Raw genomic sequence first — 20,309 nt, 5'->3', positions numbered from 1 at the left:
GTATAACCGTGTGTAAACGCATTTTTGGCCTGCGAACACCGGTGCTAGCGGGTTTTCAGTTCGACGAACGGCGGCCGCATCACCTCGCAGTCGACCGCCCGGCCGCGGACGTCGACGGTGACCTGCTGCCCGTCCGCGATCCCCGCCTGGGTGTCGATCAACGCCAGGGCGATGCCGCGCTGCAACGTCGGCGAGAAGGTTCCCGACGTGGTGGTCCCGATGGTGGTGTCGCCGTCACGCACGGTTAGCCCCGGACGCAGCACACCGCGCCCGACCATCTGCAACCCGCGCAGCAGCCGGCGCGGTCCGGCCTGTTTCTCGGCCAGCAACGCGTCCCGCCCGAAGAAGGCCTCCTTCTGCCAGCCGATCGCCCAGCCGCAGCGGGCCTGCAGCGGCGAAATGTCCAGCGACAGTTCATGACCGTGCAGCGGATAACCCATCTCGGTGCGCAGCGTGTCGCGGGCACCCAGCCCGGCCGGCTGCCCGCCGGCGTCGGTGACCGCGGCCACCAGCGCGTCGAACACCACGGCGGCGCAATCCCACGGCGGCAGCAGCTCGTAGCCGTGCTCACCGGTGTAACCCGTGCGGCAAACCCGCACCGGCACATCGGAATACGCCGCGTCCGCATAACCCATGTAGTCCATGTCGGTGGGCAGCCCCAGGCCGCTCAACACCTGGCTGGACCGCGGCCCCTGCACGGCCAGCACCGCGTAGTCGCGGTGCTGGTTGGTGATGGTCAGATCCGCCGGGGCGGCCGCCTGCAGCGCTTCGACCACCGCGGCGGTGTTGGCGGCGTTGAGCACCAGGAAGATTTCGTCGTCGTCGACGTAGTAGGCGATCAGGTCGTCGACAACGCCGCCGGATTCGGTGCAGCACAACGTGTACTGGGCTTTGCCCGCACCGATACGACCCAGATCGTTGGTGAGTGCGGAGTTGACGAACTGCGCCGCGCCCGGGCCGCGCACCAACGCCTTGCCGAGGTGGCTGACGTCGAACAGGCCCACGGCGGTGCGGGTGGCGTTGTGTTCGCCGACGGTTCCGCCATAGGACACCGGCATCTCCCACCCGCCGAATTCGGCGAAGGTCGCGCCCAGTTCACGATGGCGTTCTTCCAACGGGCCTTGCTGCAGATCTGGCGCACCGCTCACGGCGTCTCACCCTAATGTCTGCCGCTACTGGCACACTTGGGCAGGTGTTCGATTGGGACGGTCTGGAAGCCGCCGGAATCGCGAATCCGCGCGAGCGCGCCGACCTGATCAAGTATCTGGACGATCTCGGCTTCACCGTCGAGGAGATGGTGGCAGCCGAGCGGCGTGGCCGATTGTTCGGGCTGGCCGGTGATGTCCTGGGCTGGTCCGGGCGGCCGATCTACACCGTGGCCGCGGCCGCAGAACAGCTCGGTCTGTCCGCCGATGAAGTGGCGCACGCCTGGGGGCTGCTGGGACTGACCATCGCCGGCTCCGACGTGCCCGCGCTCAGTCAGGCCGATGTCGATGCGCTGCAGACGTGGGTCGCGCTGCAGGGCGTGGTCGGCCGGGACGGCGGGTACGGGTTGCTGCGGGTGCTGGGCGCGGCGATGGCCCGGCTCGCCGAGGCCGAGTCGACGCTCATCCGCGCCGGAACGCCGGACATCCAGATGACGCACACGCATGACGAGTTCGCCACCGCCCAGGCCTACCGCGCGGTCGCGGAGTTCGTGCCCCGGATCGGCGCGCTGATCGACATCGTGCACCGCCATCACCTGACCAGCGCCCGCACCCATTTCGAGGGCGTCATCCGGGACACCTCGTCGAGTGTGGTGTGCGGCGTCGGGTTCGCCGATCTGTCCGGCTTCACCGCGCTCACCCAGGCGCTGACCCCCGCGCAGTTGTCGGCAATGCTCAACGAGTTCGCCGGCGCGGTATCCGACGTGGTGCACGCCGACGGCGGGCGGGTGGTGAAGTTCATCGGCGACGAGGTGATGTGGGTGTGCGGGTCACCCGAGCAGCTCGCCAAAGCCGCCGTCGACCTCGTCGACCATCCCAAGGCTTGCGACGAGGGACTGCTGGTGCGCGCGGGGCTGGCCTTCGGCACCGTGCTGGCCATCAACGGGGACTACTTCGGCAACCCGGTGAATCTGGCGGCGCGGCTGGTGGCGGCGGCCGCACCGGGCCAGATCCTGGCCGACGCGGACCTGCACGCCCAGTTACCGGACTGGCCGGCCGCCGCGCACGGCCCGCTGACGCTCAAAGGATTCGACGCGCCGGTGACCGCTTTCGAACTGCACCGCCGGGATGCGCTCGACGCGGACCCGGCACGCAGTGACTAGGCTGGTTGCGCGTGACACCCCAATCGGGCGCCTACGCCCCCTATAACGCCCCCACCACCGCGGTCGCCACAGCGCTGCCCAAGCGCGGCTCGGATTCCTCGGTACTGCTGATACCGGTCGTCGCCGCCGGCGAGGACGACGAATCGCGTGCTCAGGTGGTCGCCGCCGACACTGTGCTCTCGGCTGACGCGGTCACCGAAATCGAGGCCGGCCTGCGGGCGCTAGGCGCGACCGGTGGCGCCGAGCAGGTGCACCGGCTGGTGGTGTCGTCGCTGCCGGTGGGCAGTGTGCTGGCCGTCGGCCTGGGTAAGCCGCGCGCCGAGTGGCCCGCCGATGTGGTCCGGCGGGCGGCCGGTGTCGCGGCACGCTCGCTCGGCAAAGCCGAGGCGGTGCTCACCACGCTGGGCGAACTGCCGGGTCAAGACGTCACGTCGGCGGCCGTCGAGGGTTTGATCCTGGGCAGCTACCGCTTCACCGCGTTCCGCAGCGGGAAGACGGCGCCCAAGGATGCCGGCCTGCGCAAGATCACCGTGCTCAGCGCCGGCAAGGACGCCAAGAAGCAGGCCGCGCACGGCGCCGCCGTGGCGACCGCGGTGGCCACTGCCCGCGATTTCACCAACACCCCGCCCAGCCACCTGTACCCCGCCGAATTCGCCAAGCGGGCCAAGGAACTCGGCGAATCGGTGGGCCTGGAGGTGGAGGTCCTCGACGACAAGGCGCTGAAGAAGGCCGGCTTCGGCGGCGTGGTTGGCGTCGGGCAGGGCTCGTCGCGGCTGCCGCGGCTGGTCCGGCTGATCCACCGCGGATCGCGACTGGCCAAGAACTCCAAGCAGGCGAAGAAGGTGGCGCTGGTCGGCAAGGGTGTCACCTTCGACACCGGCGGCATCTCGATCAAGCCGGCCGCGTCGATGCACCACATGACCTCCGACATGGGCGGGGCCGCCGCGGTGGTCGCCACCGTGACGCTGGCCGCGCAGTTGGGGCTGCCGATCGACGTGATCGCCACCGTGCCGATGGCCGAGAACATGCCGTCGTCGACGGCCACCCGGCCCGGCGACGTGCTGACACAGTACGGCGGCATCACTGTCGAGGTGCAGAACACCGACGCTGAAGGCCGGCTCATCCTGGCCGACGCGATCGTGCGGGCCTGCGAGGATGGGCCGGACTATCTGATCGAGACCTCGACGTTGACCGGCGCGCAGACCGTCGCGCTCGGGGCCCGAATCCCCGGGGTGATGGGTAGCGATGAGTTCCGGGACCGGGTCGCTGCGATCTCGCAGCGGGTCGGCGAGAACGGTTGGCCGATGCCGCTGCCCGACGAACTGAAAGACGACCTGAAATCGCAGGTGGCCGACCTTTCAAACATCAGCGGTCAGCGCTTCGCCGGCATGTTGGTGGCCGGGGTGTTCCTGCGCGAGTTCGTCGCCGACGGCGTCGAGTGGGCGCACATCGACGTCGCCGGTCCGGCCTACAACACCGGCAGCGCGTGGGGCTACTCCCCCAAGGGCGGCACCGGAGTGCCCACCCGCACCATGTTCGCGGTGTTGGAAGACATCGCGGCCAACGGTTAGCCGAGTTCGCCGGACCGGCAGCAAACTCGGGTGCGTTTAACTGCCCCGGGTCGCGGCTAATCACCTGAGCACATATCGGATAGCTCGTGGAAAGGCCTGATTGTGACGGTACGACGGTTGATTATCGCGGTAAGCGCCGTGCTGCTGCTGGCCGGCGTGATCGGGCTCCTGGTGCCGGTGACGGTGTCCAACAGCAACGGCGGAACGGTTAGCTGTGGAAACGGCCTAGCCTCGGATTTGTCGGGCGCGCGCAACGCCAACGACAGGAACGGCGCCAACATCCCGATCCTGAACCAGATCATTCCGCACACCGACTTCGTCGCGGCGTGCGAGTCTTCGCTGTCCGGCCGCCGGAGCTGGGCCATTCCGTTGGCCGTTCTCGGCCTCGTCGGGGTGGCCGGTGCGGTGTTGGTGCGGCGCAAGGACGGCACGCCGCTGCGCGTCTGAGCGCGCGCGGGTCAGATCACCCGCACCCGCGCGGTGCTGCGCAGCGCCTGCGGCAGCACCCGGGACACTCCGTACAGCGCATACGCCTCGAACGTGACCGGCCGGATCGGTTTGTTCTTCTTCACCGCCGACACGATCGCGTTCGCGACCTTGTCGGGTCCGTAACGGCGGATGTCGAACATTTTGTCCAACTGTCCGCGCCGGCCGTCGACCTTGTCGTCCAGAATCCCGACTGCGGCGCTGAACTGGGTTGTCGAGATGATGTTGGTGTCGATGACGCCCGGGCAGATCGTGGTCAGGCCGACATCGGCGGCGTCGAGTTCGGCGCGCAGGCAGTCGGAGAACATGAAGGTCGCCGCCTTGGAGGTGCAGTACGCGTTGAGCGAACCCAGCGGCGCGTAGGCCGCCATCGACGAGACGTTGACGATGTGGCCGCCGGTGCCGCGCTCGGCCAGCCGCCGCCCGAAAGCACGGCAGCCGTTGACCACGCCACCCAGATTGACATCGATTACGCGGTCGAACTGTTCGGCCGGGGTGTCCAGGAAGGCTCCCGCCTGACCGATGCCGGCGTTGTTGACCACGATGTCGGGTAGGCCGTGCTCAGCACACACCTGTTCAGCGAACGCCTCGACAGCGTCGGCGTCTGACACGTCCAGCACATAGGGGTGCGCAACGCCCCCGCGCGCGGCGACCTGGGCGGCAGTTTCCTTCACCGTGGCCTCGTCGATGTCGCTGATCACCACCTCGGCACCCTCCCGGGCGAAGGCGATCGCGGTCTCGCGGCCGATGCCGCTGCCGGCGCCGGTGATCGACACCAGCGTGTCGCCGAAGTGACCGCGCGGCCGACCGACCTGGGCGCGCAACAGCGCTCGACTGGCCGGCTTGCCTTCGTGCAGGTCGGCGAAGTCGTGCACGGCGGCGGCCATCACCTGCGGATGTGACATCGGCGAGAAGTGGCCGGCCCGGATGTCGCGCCGCCACAGCCGCGGCACCCAGCGGGCCGTCTCGTCGTATCCGTGCGGTCGCACGAACTTGTCCCTGGTGTTGACGATGAGCTGCACCGGCACGTCGACCGGGCGCACGCCTTGGCGGCGGAACTTGCCCGAGTACGAACGCCAGTAGTTGGCCGGGTACACCTTCACGGCGTTCGCGGCGTCGCTGGCGACGTTGTCGGAGTGACGGATCCGATCGGTGGGCAGATTGTCGGCGACGCTGCGCCGCACCGCCGCGCTGCGGAACGCCAGCCGGATCAACAGCGGCGCCAGCACCGGGATCGAGAAGAACGCCATATAGGTCAACCGGACCGCCTGGCTCACGGCCGCGGCGAACCGGCGCGGGCGCCACGGGCGGCGCAGCGCGCCGAAGATGAAGGCGACCAGCTGGTCGTGCGCCGGACCCGACACCGAGGTGAAGGTGGCGACCCGATCGCCGGCGCCGGGCCGGGTCAGGTACTCCCACACCCCGACCGAACCCCAGTCGTGGGCCAGTACGTGCACTGGTTGCCCGGGACTCAGTTCGCCGATGACCGCGGCGAAGTCGTCGGCGAAGCGGGCCATCGTGTAGTCGGAGACCGCCTTGGGCGTCGACGACAGACCGACGCCTCGGTTGTCGTAGCGCAGGATCCGGAAACGCTGCTCCAGCAAGGGCACCACACCGTCCCACAGCACATGTGAATCCGGCCAGCCGTGTACCAGCACGACCGTGGGCCCCTCCGGGTTGCCCTCTTGGTAGACGGCGATCCGGGCGCCGTCGGCGCTGTCGACGAACTGCTGGGGTACCTGCTGTATTGCCGGCATCGAACCTCCGCCACCTGCGAATTGCTGCGTTATCAGTGGCCCACCGTAGCAGCGGCTACCGACAGCATCGGCGATGCAACTCGCGCGCCCTGGATGTCCAGCGTCGGTGGCTCGTGACAGGATGGGTTTTGACATCAACTCGGGTTTCGTACCCGGTGCACGACCATGTGGTAAGCCAGAGGTCGAGCTGTGCCGACCGACGACCGATCGAGGAGTCAACAACGATGGCCTTCTCCGTTGAGATGCCAGCACTTGGTGAGAGCGTCACCGAGGGAACGGTCACTCGCTGGCTCAAGCAGGAAGGCGACACGGTCGAGGTCGACGAACCGCTGGTCGAAGTCTCGACCGACAAGGTCGACACCGAGATCCCGTCGCCGGCCGCGGGCGTGCTGACCAAGATCATCGCCCAGGAGGACGACACGGTCGAGGTCGGCGGCGAGCTGGCCGTCATCGGGGACTCCGACGACGACAGCGGCGGTGGGGCGGACGCCGAGGAGTCCGGGGGCGAGAGCGACTCGGGCGGCGCCGACGAATCCGAGGACGCCGAATCCGACGAGGCGGCGGAGCCATCGGAGGAAGACGACTCCGACGAGGCGGGAGGCGCAGACGAAGCCGACGATCAGGGCGGGTCCGACGGTGACGCGACTTCGGTGACGATGCCCGAGTTGGGCGAGTCGGTAACCGAGGGCACCGTGACACGCTGGTTGAAGAGCGTCGGGGATTCGGTCCAGGTCGACGAGCCGCTGGTGGAAGTGTCCACCGACAAGGTCGACACCGAGATCCCATCCCCGGTGGCCGGTGTCCTGGTCAGCATCACCGCCGAGGAAGACGACGTCGTCCAGGTGGGTGGCGAACTGGCCAAGATCGGCGACTCGAAGTCGTCGGGCAAGAAGTCGGAGTCCACAGAACCGGAATCCAAGGAGCCGGAGAAGAAAGAGCCCGAACCGGAAGAAGACAAGCCCAAAGAAGAGAAGGCCAAAGAAGAAGAGACCACGGCCGAAGAGGCCGCGGACCAGCCCCCGGCCAAGGACGAGCCGAAAGAGGAACCCAAGGAAGAGGCGAAGGAAGAGCGCAAACCCGCACCCAAGGAAGAGCCGAAAGAGGAGCCCCGCCAAGAGCCGAAGTCGCAATCAGAGGACTCCGACGGCACTCCCTACGTCACTCCGCTGGTGCGGAAGTTGGCTTCGGAGAACAACATTGACCTGTCCGAAGTGACCGGGACCGGCGTCGGCGGCCGGATCCGCAAGCAGGACGTGCTGGCTCTGGCCGAGAAGAAGGCCGAAGAGAAGCAACAACAGGACAAGAAGCCCGCCGCCGCCGAGCCCGCCGCCGACAAACCGGCCGACAAACCCGCCGCCAGCTCGGCACCCTCACTGGCGCACCTGCGCGGCTCCACGCAGAAGGCCAGCCGGATCCGGCAGATCACCGCCAAGAAAACTCGCGAATCGCTGCAACTGACAGCTCAGCTCACCCAGACCCACGAGGTCGACATGACCCGGATCGTGGCGTTGCGGGCGCGCGCGAAGTCGTCGTTCGCGGAGCGCGAGGGCGTGAATCTGACGTACCTGCCGTTCATCGCCCGTGCGGTGATCGACGCGCTCAAGACTCATCCCAACGTCAACGCCAGCTACAACGAGGAATCCAAAGAGATCACCTACTACGACGCCGAGCACCTCGGGTTCGCCGTCGACACCGACCAGGGTCTGCTCTCCCCGGTGGTGCACAACGCCGGTGATCTGTCGCTGGCCGGTCTGGCCCGGGCCATCGCCGACATCGCCTCCCGCGCACGGTCGAACAAACTCAAGCCCGACGAGTTGTCCGGGGGCACCTTCACCATCACCAACATCGGCAGCCAAGGCGCCTTGTTCGACACCCCCATCCTGGTGCCACCGCAGGCAGCCATGCTCGGCACCGGCGCCATCGTCAAGCGCCCCCGGGTGATCGTGGACGACGTCGGCAACGAGTCGATCGGGGTCCGCTCGATCTGCTATCTGCCGCTGACCTATGACCATCGCCTGATCGACGGCGCCGACGCCGGCCGATTCCTCACCACGATCAAGAACCGGCTCGAAGAGGGGGCCTTCGAGGCCGACCTAGGACTTTGAGATGGCTCAAGCCTTCCCGAAGGCCGTAATCGCCATTGCGGGTTCCTCGGGTCTGATCGGTCAGGCTTTGACCGCCGCGCTCCGCGCCGCCGACCACGAGGTGCTGCGCATCGTGCGCCGGACGCCGGCGAATTCCGAAGAGCTGCACTGGAATCCGGACAGCGGTGAATTGGATCCCGACGTGCTCGTCGACGTCGACGTCGTGGTCAACCTGTGTGGGGTCAACGTCGGTTCACACCGGTGGTCGGGGGCGTTCAAGCAGAGCCTGCGCGACAGCCGGATCACCCCGACCGAGGTGTTGACCGCCGCCGTCGCCGACGCCGGGGTGAGCACCCTGATCAATGCCAGTGCGGTCGGCTACTACGGCGACACCAGGGATCGCGTCGTCGACGAAAACGCCCCGGCCGGAAGGGGTTTCCTCGCGCAGTTGTGCGTGGACTGGGAGGCGGCCACCCTGCCGGCGCAATACGATGGCACCCGGGTGGTCCTGGCGCGCACCGGCGTGGTGCTGGCACCGGCGGGCGGCGCGCTGCGCATGATGCGCCCGGTCTTCTCGGTGGGGCTGGGCGCCAGGCTCGGCAACGGCCGTCAGTACATGTCGTGGATCAGCCTCGAGGACGAGGTACGCGCGCTGCTGTTCGCCATCTTCCACCCCACGCTGTCCGGTCCCGTCAACATGACCGGGCCCGCGCCGGTGACCAACGCCGAATTCACCACCGCGTTCGGCCGCGCGATCAACCGCCCGACCCCGTTGGTCCTGCCCGGTTTCGCGGTGCGCGCGGCGCTCGGCGAATTCGCCGACGAGGGGTTGCTCGCCGGTCAGCGCGTCATCCCGACGGCGCTGGAGCGAGCAGGTTTTCAGTTCCACCACAACACCATTGGCGAGGCGTTGGAGTTCGCCACCGCCCGGCGCGACCAGGACTGACTGCGCACGCATACCCCCTCGCAGCGTCACGCCTCGGTTTGCCCAGCGTCACGCCTCCCTCGCCCAGCGTCACGCCCCCCTCGCCCAGCGTCACGCCCCCCTCGCCCAGCGTCACACCAGCGTGGCCGTCGCCGCCGAGCGTCACGCCAGCGCGACAACCCGCACTGAGCGCCACAGCGCCCACCCAGCCTCACGCCCCCTCGCCCAACGTCACGCCAGCGTGGCCGTCGCCGCCGAGCGTCACGCCAGCGTGGCCGTCGCCGCCGAGCGTCACGCCAGCGTGACAACCCGCGCCCAGCACCACACCACCGCCCGCCCAGCGTCACCCCAGCGTGGCAGGCGACATCGAGCGTCACGCTGGCGCAACGCGGCGCAACAGGCGACCCCCGCTAACCTGGCCACTGTGACGGGATCCATCAGATCCAGCCTCGCCCCCCTCGACGTCCGACAGTTGGGCAGCATCGACTATGTCGAGGCGTGGCAGTTGCAGCGCGACCTGGCCGACGCGCGCGCCGCCGGCGGCCCGGACACGCTGCTGCTGCTGGAACACCCGGCTGTCTACACCGCCGGCCGACGCACCGAACCGCAGGAACGGCCGCTGGACGCAACACCTGTCATAGACACCGACCGGGGCGGCAAGATCACCTGGCACGGCCCCGGCCAGCTGGTCGGCTACCCGGTGATCGGGCTGGCCGAGCCGCTCGATGTCGTCAACTACGTGCGTCGCCTCGAAGAAGCCCTGATCAAGGTGTGCACCGACCTGGGCCTGGAGGTAGGCCGGGTCGACGGGCGGTCCGGGGTGTGGGTGCCGGGCCGGCCGGCGCGCAAGGTCGCCGCCATCGGGGTGCGGGTCGCGCGCGCCACCACCCTGCACGGCTTCGCCCTGAACTGCGACTGCGATCTCGGCGCTTTCAACGCGATCGTGCCGTGCGGCATCAGCGACGCCGGGGTGACGTCACTGTCCGCGGAGTTGCACCGAACGGTCACCGTGGAGCAGGTCCGGGCAGCGGTCGCCGACGCGGTGGGCAACGCGTTGGACGGGGTGCTGGCCGTCCGGGAACACGACGCCGCCCGCGTACCATCGACACGGTGACCGTCGTTCCCGAAGGACGCAAACTGTTGCGCCTCGAGGTGCGTAACGCCCAGACGCCCATCGAGCGCAAACCGCCGTGGATCAAGACGCGGGTCCGGATGGGCCCGGAGTACACCCAACTCAAGAGCCTGGTCCGGCGCGAGGGCCTGCACACCGTCTGCGAAGAGGCCGGCTGCCCCAACATTTTTGAATGCTGGGAGGACCGCGAGGCCACGTTCCTGATCGGCGGCGACCAGTGCACCCGTCGGTGTGACTTCTGCCAGATCGACACCGGAAAGCCCACCGAGTTGGACCGCGACGAACCCCGGCGGGTCGCCGAAAGCGTGCAGACCATGGGGTTGCGGTACGCCACTGTCACCGGCGTCGCCCGCGACGACCTGCCCGACGGTGGCGCCTGGCTATACGCCGAAACCGTGCGGGCAATCAAGGAACTGAACCCCGACACCGGTGTGGAACTGCTGGTCCCCGACTTCAACGGTGTGCCGTCCCGGCTGGCCGAGGTCTTCGATGCCCGCCCAGAAGTGTTGGCGCACAACGTCGAAACCGTGCCGCGCATCTTCAAACGGGTCCGGCCGGCGTTCACCTACCAGCGCAGCCTCGGTGTGCTCACAAAGGCGCGGGAGGCAGGGCTGGTCACCAAGAGCAATCTCATCCTGGGCCTGGGCGAGACTCCCGACGAGGTGCGCACCGCGCTGACTGACCTGCACGCCGCGGGCTGCGACATCATCACCGTCACGCAGTACCTGCGGCCCTCGACGCGCCACCACCCCGTCGAGCGGTGGGTCACTCCCGACGAGTTCGTCGAGTTCGCGCAGTACGCGGAGGGGCTCGGTTTCGCCGGGGTGCTCGCCGGACCACTGGTGCGCTCGTCGTATCGGGCCGGGCGACTCTACGAGCAGGCCCGCACCGCCCGCACCGCGACGTCTGGGTGACCGGTGCGTACGTATCCTTACTGACTATGGCTAAATCCCGATCTGCTGCCGAGAGCAAGGCCGCCAAGGCCGAGGCGACGGCCGCCCGCAAGGCGGCATCCAAAGAGCGCCGGAGCCAACTGTGGCAGGCCTTCAACATGCAGCGGAAGCAGGACAAGCGGCTGCTGCCGTACATGATCGCCGCGTTCGTGCTGGTGGTGGCTGCCGCGGTGGCGATCGGTGTGTGGGCCGGCGGGCTGACCGCGATCATGATGCCGATCTTCGGCGTGATGCTGGGTGCGTTGGTGGCCTTCATCGTCTTCGGGCAACGGGCCCGGCGCAGCATTTATCGACAGGCCGATGGCCAGGCCGGTGCCGCCGCGTGGGTGCTGGACAACCTGCGCGGCAAGTGGCGGGTCACCCCGGGGGTGGCGCAGACCGGGCACTTCGACGCGGTGCACCGGGTGATCGGCCGGCCCGGCGTCATTTTCGTCGGCGAGGGTTCGACCGTCCGGGTCAAGCCGCTGCTGGCCCAGGAGAAGAAGCGCACCGCGCGCATCGTGGGCGATGTACCGATCTACGACATCATCGTCGGCAACGGCGAGGGCGAGATTCCGCTGGCCAAGCTGGAGCGACACCTGACCCGGCTGCCGTCGAACATCTCCGCCAAGCAGATGGAGTCGCTGGAGTCGCGGCTGGCCGCATTGGGGTCGCGGGCCGGCGCCGGCATGCTGCCGAAAGGGCCGCTGCCGAACGCGGGCAAGATGCGCGGTGTACAACGCACGGTGCGCCGCAGGTAGATCGCTACCGACCTGGGCGCCGCAGCACCGCGGTGTTGGTCAGCCGGTCCTGCAGCCCACGCCCGTCGGCGTCGGTGAACAGCGGCGGGACCACCAGGAAAATCAGCACGACGCGCGCCAGGCTGCGGCCGATGCCGATGGGCAGCCGGCCGTCCACCGCTGCCACCTGGAGGCCCAGCGCCAGCTGGCCCGGGGTGACGCCGAACAGGCGCACCGACACCGCGCCCAGCACCAGCCAGATCACCAGCTGCACCGTCGACAAGACGGCCTCGGAGATCGCGCCGAACGTCAGGGCGAGCAGGGCCAGACCGGCGGCGATCAACCAGTCGACCAGCAACGCCACCAACCGGCGCCCGGTGGGCGCCAGCGACCCCGGGCCGGTTTGCGGCAGGCCCAGCGTCTGGCCCGGGTAACCGGGAGTTGATTCCCGCGTCATCGGATCGTCCACGATTGCGGGCGTTGGGACGGCCCGTAACGCCTCGACCGACCACCAGTTACGATCTTGCGGGCCATGGCTTTCACAATAGGGCTCGGCGGTTGACCGAGCGCTGTCGCGAGTGCTGCGGCACGTAACGCCTGTGCAACACGGGGTTGACGGACTCGCAACATGACGTCCCTAGCGTCGGCCGCGAATCACCGAGTAAAGGAGCTTTCTGTGACGGATAAGACGCCCGACGACGTCTTCAAACTTGCCAAAGACGAAAACGTCGAGTTTGTCGACGTCCGTTTCTGTGACCTGCCCGGAGTGATGCAGCACTTCACGATCCCGATCTCGTTCTTCGACGAGAGCGTGTTCGAGGACGGCCTGGCCTTCGACGGTTCGTCGATCCGTGGTTTCCAGTCGATCCACGAGTCCGACATGCTGCTGCTGCCCGACCCTGCCACGGCCAAGATCGACCAGTTCCGCGAGGCCAGGACGCTCAACCTGAACTTCTTCGTGCACGACCCGTTCACCTTGGAGCCGTACTCCCGCGACCCGCGCAACGTCGCCCGCAAGGCGGAGAACTACCTGATCTCCACCGGCATCGCCGACACCGCCTACTTCGGCGCCGAAGCCGAGTTCTACATCTTCGACTCGGTGAGCTTCGACTCGCGGACCAACGGCTCGTTCTACGAGGTGGATGCGATCTCGGGTTGGTGGAACACCGGTTCGCCCAACGAGCTCGACGGCAGCCCCAACCGCGGCTACAAGGTACGCCCCAAGGGCGGCTACTTCCCGGTGGCCCCCGTCGACCACTACGTCGACCTGCGCGACAAGATGCTGACCAACCTGATCAACGCCGGATTCGAGCTGGAGAAGGGCCACCACGAGGTGGGCACCGGCGGGCAGGCCGAGATCAACTACAAGTTCAACACGCTGCTGCACGCGGCCGACGACATGCAGCTGTACAAGTACATCGTCAAGAACACCGCCTGGGCGCACGGCAAGACCGTCACCTTCATGCCCAAGCCGCTGTTCGGCGACAACGGTTCGGGCATGCACACCCACCAGTCGCTGTGGAAGGACGGCACCCCGCTGATGTACGACGAGACCGGGTACGCCGGCCTGTCGGACACCGCGCGCCACTACATCGGCGGCCTGCTGCACCACGCCCCGTCGTTGCTCGCTTTCACCAACCCGACGGTGAACTCCTACAAGCGGCTGGTGCCCGGCTACGAGGCCCCGATCAACCTGGTGTACAGCCAGCGCAACCGCAGCGCCTGCGTCCGTATCCCGATCACCGGCAGCAACCCGAAGGCCAAGCGGCTGGAGTTCCGTTGCCCGGACTCCTCGGGCAACCCGTACCTGGCGTTCTCGGCGATGCTGATGGCCGGCCTGGACGGCATCAAGAACAAGATCGAGCCGCAGGCACCGGTGGACAAGGACCTCTACGAACTGCCGCCGGAGGAGGCTGCGAACATCCCGCAGGCTCCGGTGCAGCTGTCCGCGGTGATCGACAAGCTGGAGGAGGACCACGAGTACCTCACCGAGGGCGGGGTGTTCACCTCCGACCTGATCGAGACGTGGATCAACTTCAAGCGGGACAACGAGATCCTGCCGGTTCAGATCCGGCCGCACCCGTACGAGTTCGCGCTGTACTACGACGTGTAGACCCGCTAGCAGTCGCAAACCCCCCATTTCCCGCAACGGAGATGGGGGGTTTTGCGTCTCGGGCTACAGCTTGGGGCGGTGCGCGATGATGCCCCGCGTCATCTTGACCGGCTGCCCCTCGACCATCTCCACCACCTCCAGCCAGGCGCCCGGCGCCACGATGTGGCGGCTGATGTCCTCGCGCTTGAGCTGAATGATCAGCAGGCCGGCGTCGGTGATCTCGAAGCTGTCCGCGGCTCCGTAGTCCCGTGCTTCGCCGTTGCCGAAGACGACCGTAAAAGGCATGGGTGGAGTATCGCCCACGGCGCCGCCCGGCCGCGACTCTAGGCGTCGAGCGCGAGGTCCTTGCGGAACCTCTTCATGCCGTCGATCTTCTCGGCCAACGTGGCCTGCGGCCCGGCGTAGAACATCCACGGCATTGTGATGATGCCGGTGATGCCGGCGTCTTCGGCGCGCTGGTAGTCGGCGGCGGTGAACGCATCGATCAACGGCGTCAGGATGGTGAAACCGTCCATGGACAAACCGTTTTCGGCACGCAGTTCCCGCAGCCTAGCCACCCGCTCGATGGCGCGGTCGGTCTTGATGAAGTCCCCGATCCATCCGTCGTAGCGCGCGGCCCGCCGCAACGCGATGTCGCTCAGACCCCCGACGTACACCGGGATCGGCGGAGGCGTCGGCTGCATTTCCAGTCGCGGCGCCTGGTAGAACCGGCCGTCGAATTCGGTCCAGCCCGGTTGCCACAATTCCCGCATCAACGCGATCATTTCGTCGGTGCGTTTGCCCCGCGCCGCGAACTGCTCCCCCATCAACTCGAACTCTTCGCGGCACCAGCCCACCCCGATGCCCAACTCCACCCGCCCGGAAGCCAGAACCGCCGCGGTCCCAATGGCTTTGGCGGCCGAATACGGGTTGCGCATCGCCGGAATGTAGACGGTGTTGACGAACTTGAGTCGGGTGGTGACCTGGGCGAGCGCACCCACCAGCACCCACGGATCCGGCCAGTCGGTGAACGGCTGCCAGCGGCGCTGCCCGTTCTTGGTGTACGGGTACGGGGTCTGCAGCGTCTCGAGGTTCACCACGTGGTCGGGAATGCCGATCCCGTCGTAGCCGAGTTCGTCAGCGGCCCTGGCGATCTCAACGATCTCCGGGGTGTCCAGGAAGGCGCTGCTGACGTAGAACTTCACTGCCCGTTCCTTACCCAGGACGGTTCGATGAAGACACCTTCCGCCTCGACCGTGATCCCGGCCGCATCCGAGATGAAGCCGCGCGCAAAGACTTTGACACCTTCTTTGCGGTCGATCCAGGCCTCGGCCCGCAGCGGGCCCAGCGGTGTGCCGCGCAGGTACTTCACGGTGATGGTTCCGGTGAAACGCGGTTTCAGCAGTCCCTCGCTGGCCGCCTCGCCGAGGATGTGGTCGAGCACCAGTGCGCTGACCCCGCCGTGCACCAGCGTGGGCGGGCCCTCGTAAGCGCGACCGAGGACGAACTCGGCCCAGCACCGCCCGCCGCCCTCATGCTGCACGACGACCGGCGGCGCGATCGGATTGCACACGCCGACAACGGCATTGCCCAACGGCAGCGGGCGATCGCCGACGCGGTAACTCACTCTGCCGGGCCGGACTCGCTGCCGCAACGATTCGGTGACCCCCGCGACGGTGGCTGTCGCCGCAGCGATGACGTCGTCGTCCGCCTCGGTACTGATGGTGGCGTCGAGGAGTTCCCGGACGGCTTGCGCCAACGGCGCATGCAGGGCTGTCACCCGGTCCGCTTCCGCGGGGCTCAATTCCTCGAACTCCACACCGCCGAGCGCGCCCATCTCCTGACTCAACTGCCGAACACCTTGCGCACCACTGCTTTTGCCCGCCTCGTCACTCGAAGATAGTTGTCCAGAAACTCGCCGCCGTCGTCGTTGTGCCAGCCCGCGGCGACCGCGACGGCGTTGAGCTGACGGCCGGGTCCGGGCAACTGGTCGGTGGGTTTGCCGCGCACCAGCACCAGCGCATTGCGCGCGGCGGTGGCGGTCAGCCACGCCTGGCGCAGCAGATCCACCTCGTCCTGCTCGACCAGGCCGTGTTCGGCGATCACGTCCAGCGATTGCAATGTCGAGGTGTTGTGCAGGGCCGGGATCTCATGCGCGTGCCGCAACTGCAGCAGTTGCACCGTCCATTCGATGTCGGCCAGTCCGCCGCGGCCCAGTTTGGTGTGGGTGTTGGGGTCGGCACCGCGGGGCAGCCGCTCGGACTCGATGCGCGCTTTGATGCGACGAATCTCGTGGACCGCTTCGGGCGACACGCCGTTCTGTGGATAGCGGGTCTTGTCGACCATCAGCAGGAACCGCTGACCCAGCTCCGCGTCACCGGCGACCGCGTGCGCGCGCAACAGCGCCTGGATTTCCCAGGCCTGGGCCCACTGCGCGTAGTACGCCTCATAGGAGGCCAGCGTGCGGACCAGCGGCCCGCTGCGGCCCTCGGGCCGCAGATTGGCGTCGACCTCCAGCGGCGGGTCGACGCTGGGGGTGCCCAGCTGCTTTCGCACCTGCTCGGCGACGGTGGTTGCCCACTTCACCGCCTGTGAGTCGGGCACTCCGTCGGCCGGTTCGCAAACGAACATCACGTCGGCGTCCGAGCCGTAGCCCAGCTCCGCACCGCCCAGCCGGCCCATGCCGATGACGGCGATCGTCGCCGGCGCCCGCCCGTCCGCCGGCAGGCTGGCCCGAACGACGGCGTGCAGCGCCGCCTGCAGCACAGCGACCCAGATGGATGTCAACGCCGCGCACACGTCGCGGACTTCCAGCATGCCGAGCAGGTCGGCGGAGGCGACGCGGGCCAATTCCCGACGTCGCAGCGTGCGCGCCGAGCCGATGGCGCGCACCGGGTCGCTCTGCCGGCCCGCCGAGGCGACCAGCGCACGCGCCACCGCCGCGGGCTCACTCTCGAGCAGTTTGGGCCCGGCCACGCCGTCACCGTAGGACTGGATGACCTCTGGTGCGCGCATCAACAGATCCGGCACGAAGGCCGAGGTGCCCAGCACGTGCATCAGCCGTCGTCCGACGGTGGGTTTGTCCCGCAGCGTCGCCAGGTACCAGGTGTGCGAGGACAACGCCTCGCTGAGTTTGCGGTACGCCAGCAGCCCGGTGTCGGGGTCGGGGGCGTAGGACAGCCAGTCCAGCAGGCGGGGCATCAGCACCGACTGCACCCGCCCGCGCCGGCCACTCTGGTTGACCAGCGCCGACATGTGTTTCAACGCGATCTGCGGGGCCTCGTAGCCCAGCGCGGCCAGCTGTCGTATCGCGGCCTCGGACGTCATGCGTCCGCCGACCAGTTCCAGCCCGGGCGGGCCGATCGACTCCAGCAGCGGCTGATAGAACAACTTGGCGTGCAACCGCGACACCCGGACGTTCTGGTGCTTGAGTTCCTCGCGCAGGACCCCGGCCGCGTCGTGGCGGCCGTCGGGACGGATGTGCGCTGCCCGGGCCAGCCAGCGGACCGCCTCCTCGTCGTCGGCCTCGGGCAGCAGGTGGGTGCGCTTGAGGCGCTGCAGCTGAAGGCGATGCTCGAGCAGTCGCAGGAACTCGTAGGAGGCGATCATATTCGCCGCGTCCTCGCGGCCGATGTAGCCGCCTTCGCCCAGCGCGGTCAGCGCGTCCACGGTGGAAGCGACGTGCAGCGAATCGTCGCTGCGACCGTGCACCAACTGCAGCAGCTGCGCGGCGAACTCCACGTCGCGCAGTCCCCCGCTGCCGAGTTTGAGCTCGCGGCCCCGGATGTCGGCGGGCACCAGTTTTTCGACCCGGCGCCGCATGGCCTGCACTTCGGGCACGAAATCCTCACGCTCGCAGGCGGTCCAGACCATCGGCGTCAATGCTTCGAGGTAGCGCTGGGCCAGTTCGGCGTCACCGACTGCGGCCCTGGCCTTCATCAGCGCCTGGAATTCCCAGGTCTTGGCCCAGCGCTGGTAGTAGGCGACGTGGGATTCCACGGTGCGAACCAGTTCCCCGTGCCGGCCCTCTGGGCGCAGCCCGGCGTCCACTTCGAAGAACGCTGCCGACGCCACCCGCATCATCTCGCCGGCAACCCGGGTGGTGATCGGGTCGGCGCGCTCGCCGACGAAGATCACGTCGACGTCGCTGACGTAGTTCAGTTCCCGCGCACCGCATTTGCCCATCGCGATCACGGCCAGGCGCGGCGGCGTCTGGTCGGCGCACACGGTCTCCTCGGCCACGCGCAGGGCGGCGGCCAGCGCGGCGTCGGCGGTGTCGGCCAGTTGCGCACCCACGGTGGTGAACGGCAGCACCGGCTCGTCTTCCACCGTCGGCGCCAGGTCGAGGGCGGCCAGCACCAGCAGGTGGTCGCGGTAGCGGACGCGCAGGCGCAGCTCGATCGAATTCGAGGATTCCTCGACGCACTCGAAGAACGACGCGCGCAGCTCGGCGGCGGACGGCAGTTTGACCTTGCCCCGCAACAGTTTCCAGGACTGCGGGTTGGCGATCAGGTGGTCCCCCAGCGCCAGGGAGGAACCCAGGACGGCGAACAGCCGGCCACGCAGACTGCGTTCGGCGAGCAGTGCCGCGTTCAGTTCGTTCCAACCGGAGTCCAGCGCCTCGGCCAGCCGGATCAGGGCGCGTAGCGCGGCGTCGGCATCCGGAGCGCGCGACAGCGACCAGAGCAGGTCGACGTGCGCCTGATCGTCGTGCTGATCCCAGCCCAGTTCCGTCAGCCGGGCGCCGGCCCGGGGGTCCATCAGTCCGAGCCGGCCGACGCTGGGCAACTTCGGTCGCTGCGTGGCGGGCTTGGTCACGACCCGCGCCGCCGACGATGCCAAGCCAAGCGGTACAGAAGATGGGCGCCCACGCCACTGACGGTAGCGCAACCGCGCCGCGGTTCCGGCGCGCCGGTCGGGGATCAGCTACAGCGACAGATAGGAACGCAGCTCGAACGGCGTGACGTGGCTGCGGTAGTTCGCCCACTCGGTGCGCTTGTTGCGTAGGAAGAAGTCAAAAACGTGCTCTCCCAACGCCTCCGCTACCAGCTCGGAGGACTCCATGGCGCGCAGCGCGTTGTCCAGGCTGGTCGGCAGCTCCCGGTACCCCATGGTGCGGCGTTCCTCCGGGGTGAGGTCCCAGACGTTGTCCTCGGCCTGCGGTCCGAGCACGTAACCCTTTTCCACGCCGCGCAGTCCGGCGGCCAGCAGCACTGCGAACGCCAGGTAGGGATTGCACGCCGAATCGGGACTGCGCACCTCCACGCGTCGCGACGACGTCTTGTGCGGGGTGTACATCGGTACCCGCACCAGGGCGGAGCGGTTGGCGGCCCCCCAGGAGGCCGCGGTGGGTGCCTCGCCGCCGTGCACCAGACGCTTGTAGGAGTTCACCCACTGGTTGGTGACGGCGCTGATCTCCGAGGCGTGCTCGAGGATCCCGGCGATGAAGGACTTGCCGACCTCGGAGAGCTGCAGCGGGTCGTCGTCGCTGTGGAAGGCGTTGACGTCGCCCTCGAACAGGCTCATGTGGGTGTGCATGGCCGAGCCGGCGTGCTGGCCGAAGGGCTTGGGCATGAAGGTCGCGCGGACACCTTCGTCCAGCGCGACTTCTTTCATGATGTAGCGGAAGGTCATCACGTTGTCGGCCATCGACAGCGCGTCGGCGAAACGCAGGTCGATCTCCTGCTGGCCGGGGGCGCCTTCGTGGTGGCTGAACTCCACCGAGATGCCCATGAACTCCAGGGCGTCGATGGCGTGGCGGCGGAACTTCGACGCGGATTCGTGGACGGCCTGGTCGAAGTAGCCGGCGTTGTCGATGGGCACCGGTTCGGTGCCGTCCTCGGGACCGGGTTTGAGGAGGAAGAATTCGATTTCGGGGTGCACGTAGCAGGAGAAGCCAAGATCGTTGGCCTTCTGCAGCTGGCGGCGCAGCACATGGCGCGGGTCTGCCCAGGACGGCGAGCCGTCCGGCATGGTGATGTCGCAGAACATCCGCGCGGAGTGGTGGTGGCCGGCTTTGGTGGCCCAGGGCAGTACCTGGAAAGTCGACGGGTCGGGGTGCGCGACGGTGTCGGATTCCGAGACCCGCGCGAAGCCTTCGATCGAGGACCCGTCGAAGCCGATGCCCTCTTCGAAAGCGCCCTCTAGTTCGGCTGGGGCGATCGCGACCGACTTGAGGTACCCGAGCACGTCGGTGAACCAGAGCCGGACGAAGCGGATGTCGCGCTCTTCCAGCGTGCGCAGGACGAATTCCTTCTGTCGATCCATATCCCGCACACTAGG

Annotated in this window: 17 protein-coding genes; 9 read left to right on the top strand and 8 right to left on the bottom strand. The window is 68.1% G+C overall.

From position 1 onward, the window contains the following. Window positions 1–44: 44 nt before the first annotated feature. A complete protein-coding gene (gene gcvT / locus AC5Y6Y_RS01490) occupies window positions 45–1,148 on the bottom strand; it encodes a glycine cleavage system aminomethyltransferase GcvT (protein ID WP_499929104.1) in 1,104 nt (367 codons plus the stop codon). 14 nt (window positions 1,149–1,162) lie between these two features. Here gcvT and AC5Y6Y_RS01485 point away from each other — a divergent pair, with 14 nt between their 5' ends. The 3 genes from AC5Y6Y_RS01485 to AC5Y6Y_RS01475 all read left to right on the top strand — a co-directional run bounded on the left by AC5Y6Y_RS01485 (window position 1,163) and on the right by AC5Y6Y_RS01475 (window position 4,326). After that, window positions 1,163–2,308 (top strand): adenylate/guanylate cyclase domain-containing protein, encoded by a 1,146-nt coding sequence (locus AC5Y6Y_RS01485; protein WP_499929102.1) that lies wholly within the window; start codon window positions 1,163–1,165, stop codon window positions 2,306–2,308. 11 nt (window positions 2,309–2,319) lie between these two features. Further along, a complete protein-coding gene (locus AC5Y6Y_RS01480; RefSeq protein ID WP_499923011.1) occupies window positions 2,320–3,879 on the top strand; it encodes a leucyl aminopeptidase in 1,560 nt (519 codons plus the stop codon). Window positions 3,880–3,981: 102 nt separating this feature from the next. Next, window positions 3,982–4,326, top strand: a complete 345-nt coding sequence (locus tag AC5Y6Y_RS01475; RefSeq protein WP_463824502.1) for an aminopeptidase — start codon at window positions 3,982–3,984, stop codon at window positions 4,324–4,326. Window positions 4,327–4,337: 11 nt separating this feature from the next. Here AC5Y6Y_RS01475 and AC5Y6Y_RS01470 read toward each other — a convergent pair whose 3' ends face one another. After that, a complete protein-coding gene (locus tag AC5Y6Y_RS01470; protein WP_499929100.1) occupies window positions 4,338–6,122 on the bottom strand; it encodes an SDR family oxidoreductase in 1,785 nt (594 codons plus the stop codon). A gap of 224 nt (window positions 6,123–6,346) precedes the next feature. Here AC5Y6Y_RS01470 and sucB point away from each other — a divergent pair, with 224 nt between their 5' ends. From sucB to AC5Y6Y_RS01445, 5 genes are all read left to right on the top strand, one after another. Next, window positions 6,347–8,227: a 2-oxoglutarate dehydrogenase, E2 component, dihydrolipoamide succinyltransferase gene (gene sucB / locus AC5Y6Y_RS01465; protein WP_499929098.1), complete on the top strand. Its 1,881-nt coding sequence runs from the start codon at window positions 6,347–6,349 to the stop codon at window positions 8,225–8,227. 1 nt (window position 8,228) lies between these two features. Continuing rightward, window positions 8,229–9,152, top strand: coding sequence for a TIGR01777 family oxidoreductase (locus AC5Y6Y_RS01460; protein WP_499929096.1), 924 nt, complete (start codon window positions 8,229–8,231; stop codon window positions 9,150–9,152). Between the two features lie 403 nt (window positions 9,153–9,555). Further along, window positions 9,556–10,245 (top strand): lipoyl(octanoyl) transferase LipB, encoded by a 690-nt coding sequence (gene lipB / locus AC5Y6Y_RS01455; RefSeq protein ID WP_499929094.1) that lies wholly within the window; start codon window positions 9,556–9,558, stop codon window positions 10,243–10,245. Further along, window positions 10,242–11,177: a lipoyl synthase gene (gene lipA, locus AC5Y6Y_RS01450; protein ID WP_499929092.1), complete on the top strand. Its 936-nt coding sequence runs from the start codon at window positions 10,242–10,244 to the stop codon at window positions 11,175–11,177. Before lipB ends, lipA begins: the two co-directional genes overlap by 4 nt. A gap of 26 nt (window positions 11,178–11,203) precedes the next feature. After that, complete coding sequence (locus AC5Y6Y_RS01445; protein WP_499929091.1) at window positions 11,204–11,956, top strand: DUF4191 domain-containing protein; 753 nt, start codon at window positions 11,204–11,206, stop codon at window positions 11,954–11,956. 4 nt (window positions 11,957–11,960) lie between these two features. Here AC5Y6Y_RS01445 and AC5Y6Y_RS01440 read toward each other — a convergent pair whose 3' ends face one another. Beyond that, on the bottom strand, window positions 11,961–12,392 hold the full coding sequence (locus tag AC5Y6Y_RS01440) for an RDD family protein (RefSeq protein WP_499922997.1): 432 nt from the start codon (window positions 12,390–12,392) through the stop codon (window positions 11,961–11,963). A 219-nt stretch (window positions 12,393–12,611) separates the two neighbouring features. Between AC5Y6Y_RS01440 and glnA (AC5Y6Y_RS01435) the strand changes: the two genes are divergently transcribed. Further along, a complete protein-coding gene (glnA, locus tag AC5Y6Y_RS01435; RefSeq protein WP_499929089.1) occupies window positions 12,612–14,048 on the top strand; it encodes a type I glutamate--ammonia ligase in 1,437 nt (478 codons plus the stop codon). A 63-nt stretch (window positions 14,049–14,111) separates the two neighbouring features. Here the strand turns inward: glnA (AC5Y6Y_RS01435) and AC5Y6Y_RS01430 are convergent, their stop codons facing one another. From AC5Y6Y_RS01430 to glnA (AC5Y6Y_RS01410), 5 genes are all read right to left on the bottom strand, one after another. Beyond that, complete coding sequence (locus AC5Y6Y_RS01430; protein WP_463824511.1) at window positions 14,112–14,333, bottom strand: hypothetical protein; 222 nt, start codon at window positions 14,331–14,333, stop codon at window positions 14,112–14,114. Between the two features lie 38 nt (window positions 14,334–14,371). After that, window positions 14,372–15,232, bottom strand: coding sequence for a TIGR03619 family F420-dependent LLM class oxidoreductase (locus tag AC5Y6Y_RS01425; protein ID WP_499929087.1), 861 nt, complete (start codon window positions 15,230–15,232; stop codon window positions 14,372–14,374). Further along, window positions 15,229–15,876 carry a PaaI family thioesterase gene (locus tag AC5Y6Y_RS01420; RefSeq protein WP_463824513.1) on the bottom strand — a complete coding sequence of 216 codons (648 nt, stop codon included), beginning with the start codon at window positions 15,874–15,876 and terminating at the stop codon, window positions 15,229–15,231. The genes AC5Y6Y_RS01425 and AC5Y6Y_RS01420 overlap by 4 nt, the downstream gene beginning before the upstream one ends. Next, a complete protein-coding gene (locus tag AC5Y6Y_RS01415; RefSeq protein ID WP_463824514.1) occupies window positions 15,873–18,869 on the bottom strand; it encodes a bifunctional [glutamine synthetase] adenylyltransferase/[glutamine synthetase]-adenylyl-L-tyrosine phosphorylase in 2,997 nt (998 codons plus the stop codon). Before AC5Y6Y_RS01415 ends, AC5Y6Y_RS01420 begins: the two co-directional genes overlap by 4 nt. A gap of 84 nt (window positions 18,870–18,953) precedes the next feature. Continuing rightward, the gene (gene glnA / locus AC5Y6Y_RS01410; protein ID WP_463824515.1) at window positions 18,954–20,294 is read right to left on the bottom strand and encodes a type I glutamate--ammonia ligase; all 1,341 of its coding nucleotides are present in this window, start codon (window positions 20,292–20,294) and stop codon (window positions 18,954–18,956) included. Window positions 20,295–20,309 lie beyond the last annotated feature (15 nt).

It is taken from the genome of Mycobacterium sp. NGS24 (assembly GCF_059813065.1).
Note: the sequence above shows the minus strand (reverse complement) of the source record. Positions and strands in the feature narration are given on the sequence as shown.

Bases quoted from the DNA above. Each gene is read 5' to 3' on its own strand.
- AC5Y6Y_RS01445 (WP_499929091.1), top strand. From the start codon at position 11,204: ATGGCTAAATCCCGATCTGCTGCCGAGAGCAAGGCCGCCAAGGCCGAG.
- AC5Y6Y_RS01485 (WP_499929102.1), top strand. From the start codon at position 1,163: ATGTCTGCCGCTACTGGCACACTTGGGCAGGTGTTCGATTGGGACGGT.
- glnA (WP_463824515.1), bottom strand. From the start codon at position 20,294: ATGGATCGACAGAAGGAATTCGTCCTGCGCACGCTGGAAGAGCGCGAC.
- AC5Y6Y_RS01430 (WP_463824511.1), bottom strand. From the start codon at position 14,333: ATGCCTTTTACGGTCGTCTTCGGCAACGGCGAAGCACGGGACTACGGA.
- AC5Y6Y_RS01440 (WP_499922997.1), bottom strand. From the start codon at position 12,392: ATGACGCGGGAATCAACTCCCGGTTACCCGGGCCAGACGCTGGGCCTG.
- AC5Y6Y_RS01470 (WP_499929100.1), bottom strand. From the start codon at position 6,122: ATGCCGGCAATACAGCAGGTACCCCAGCAGTTCGTCGACAGCGCCGAC.
- AC5Y6Y_RS01460 (WP_499929096.1), top strand. From the start codon at position 8,229: ATGGCTCAAGCCTTCCCGAAGGCCGTAATCGCCATTGCGGGTTCCTCG.
- sucB (WP_499929098.1), top strand. From the start codon at position 6,347: ATGGCCTTCTCCGTTGAGATGCCAGCACTTGGTGAGAGCGTCACCGAG.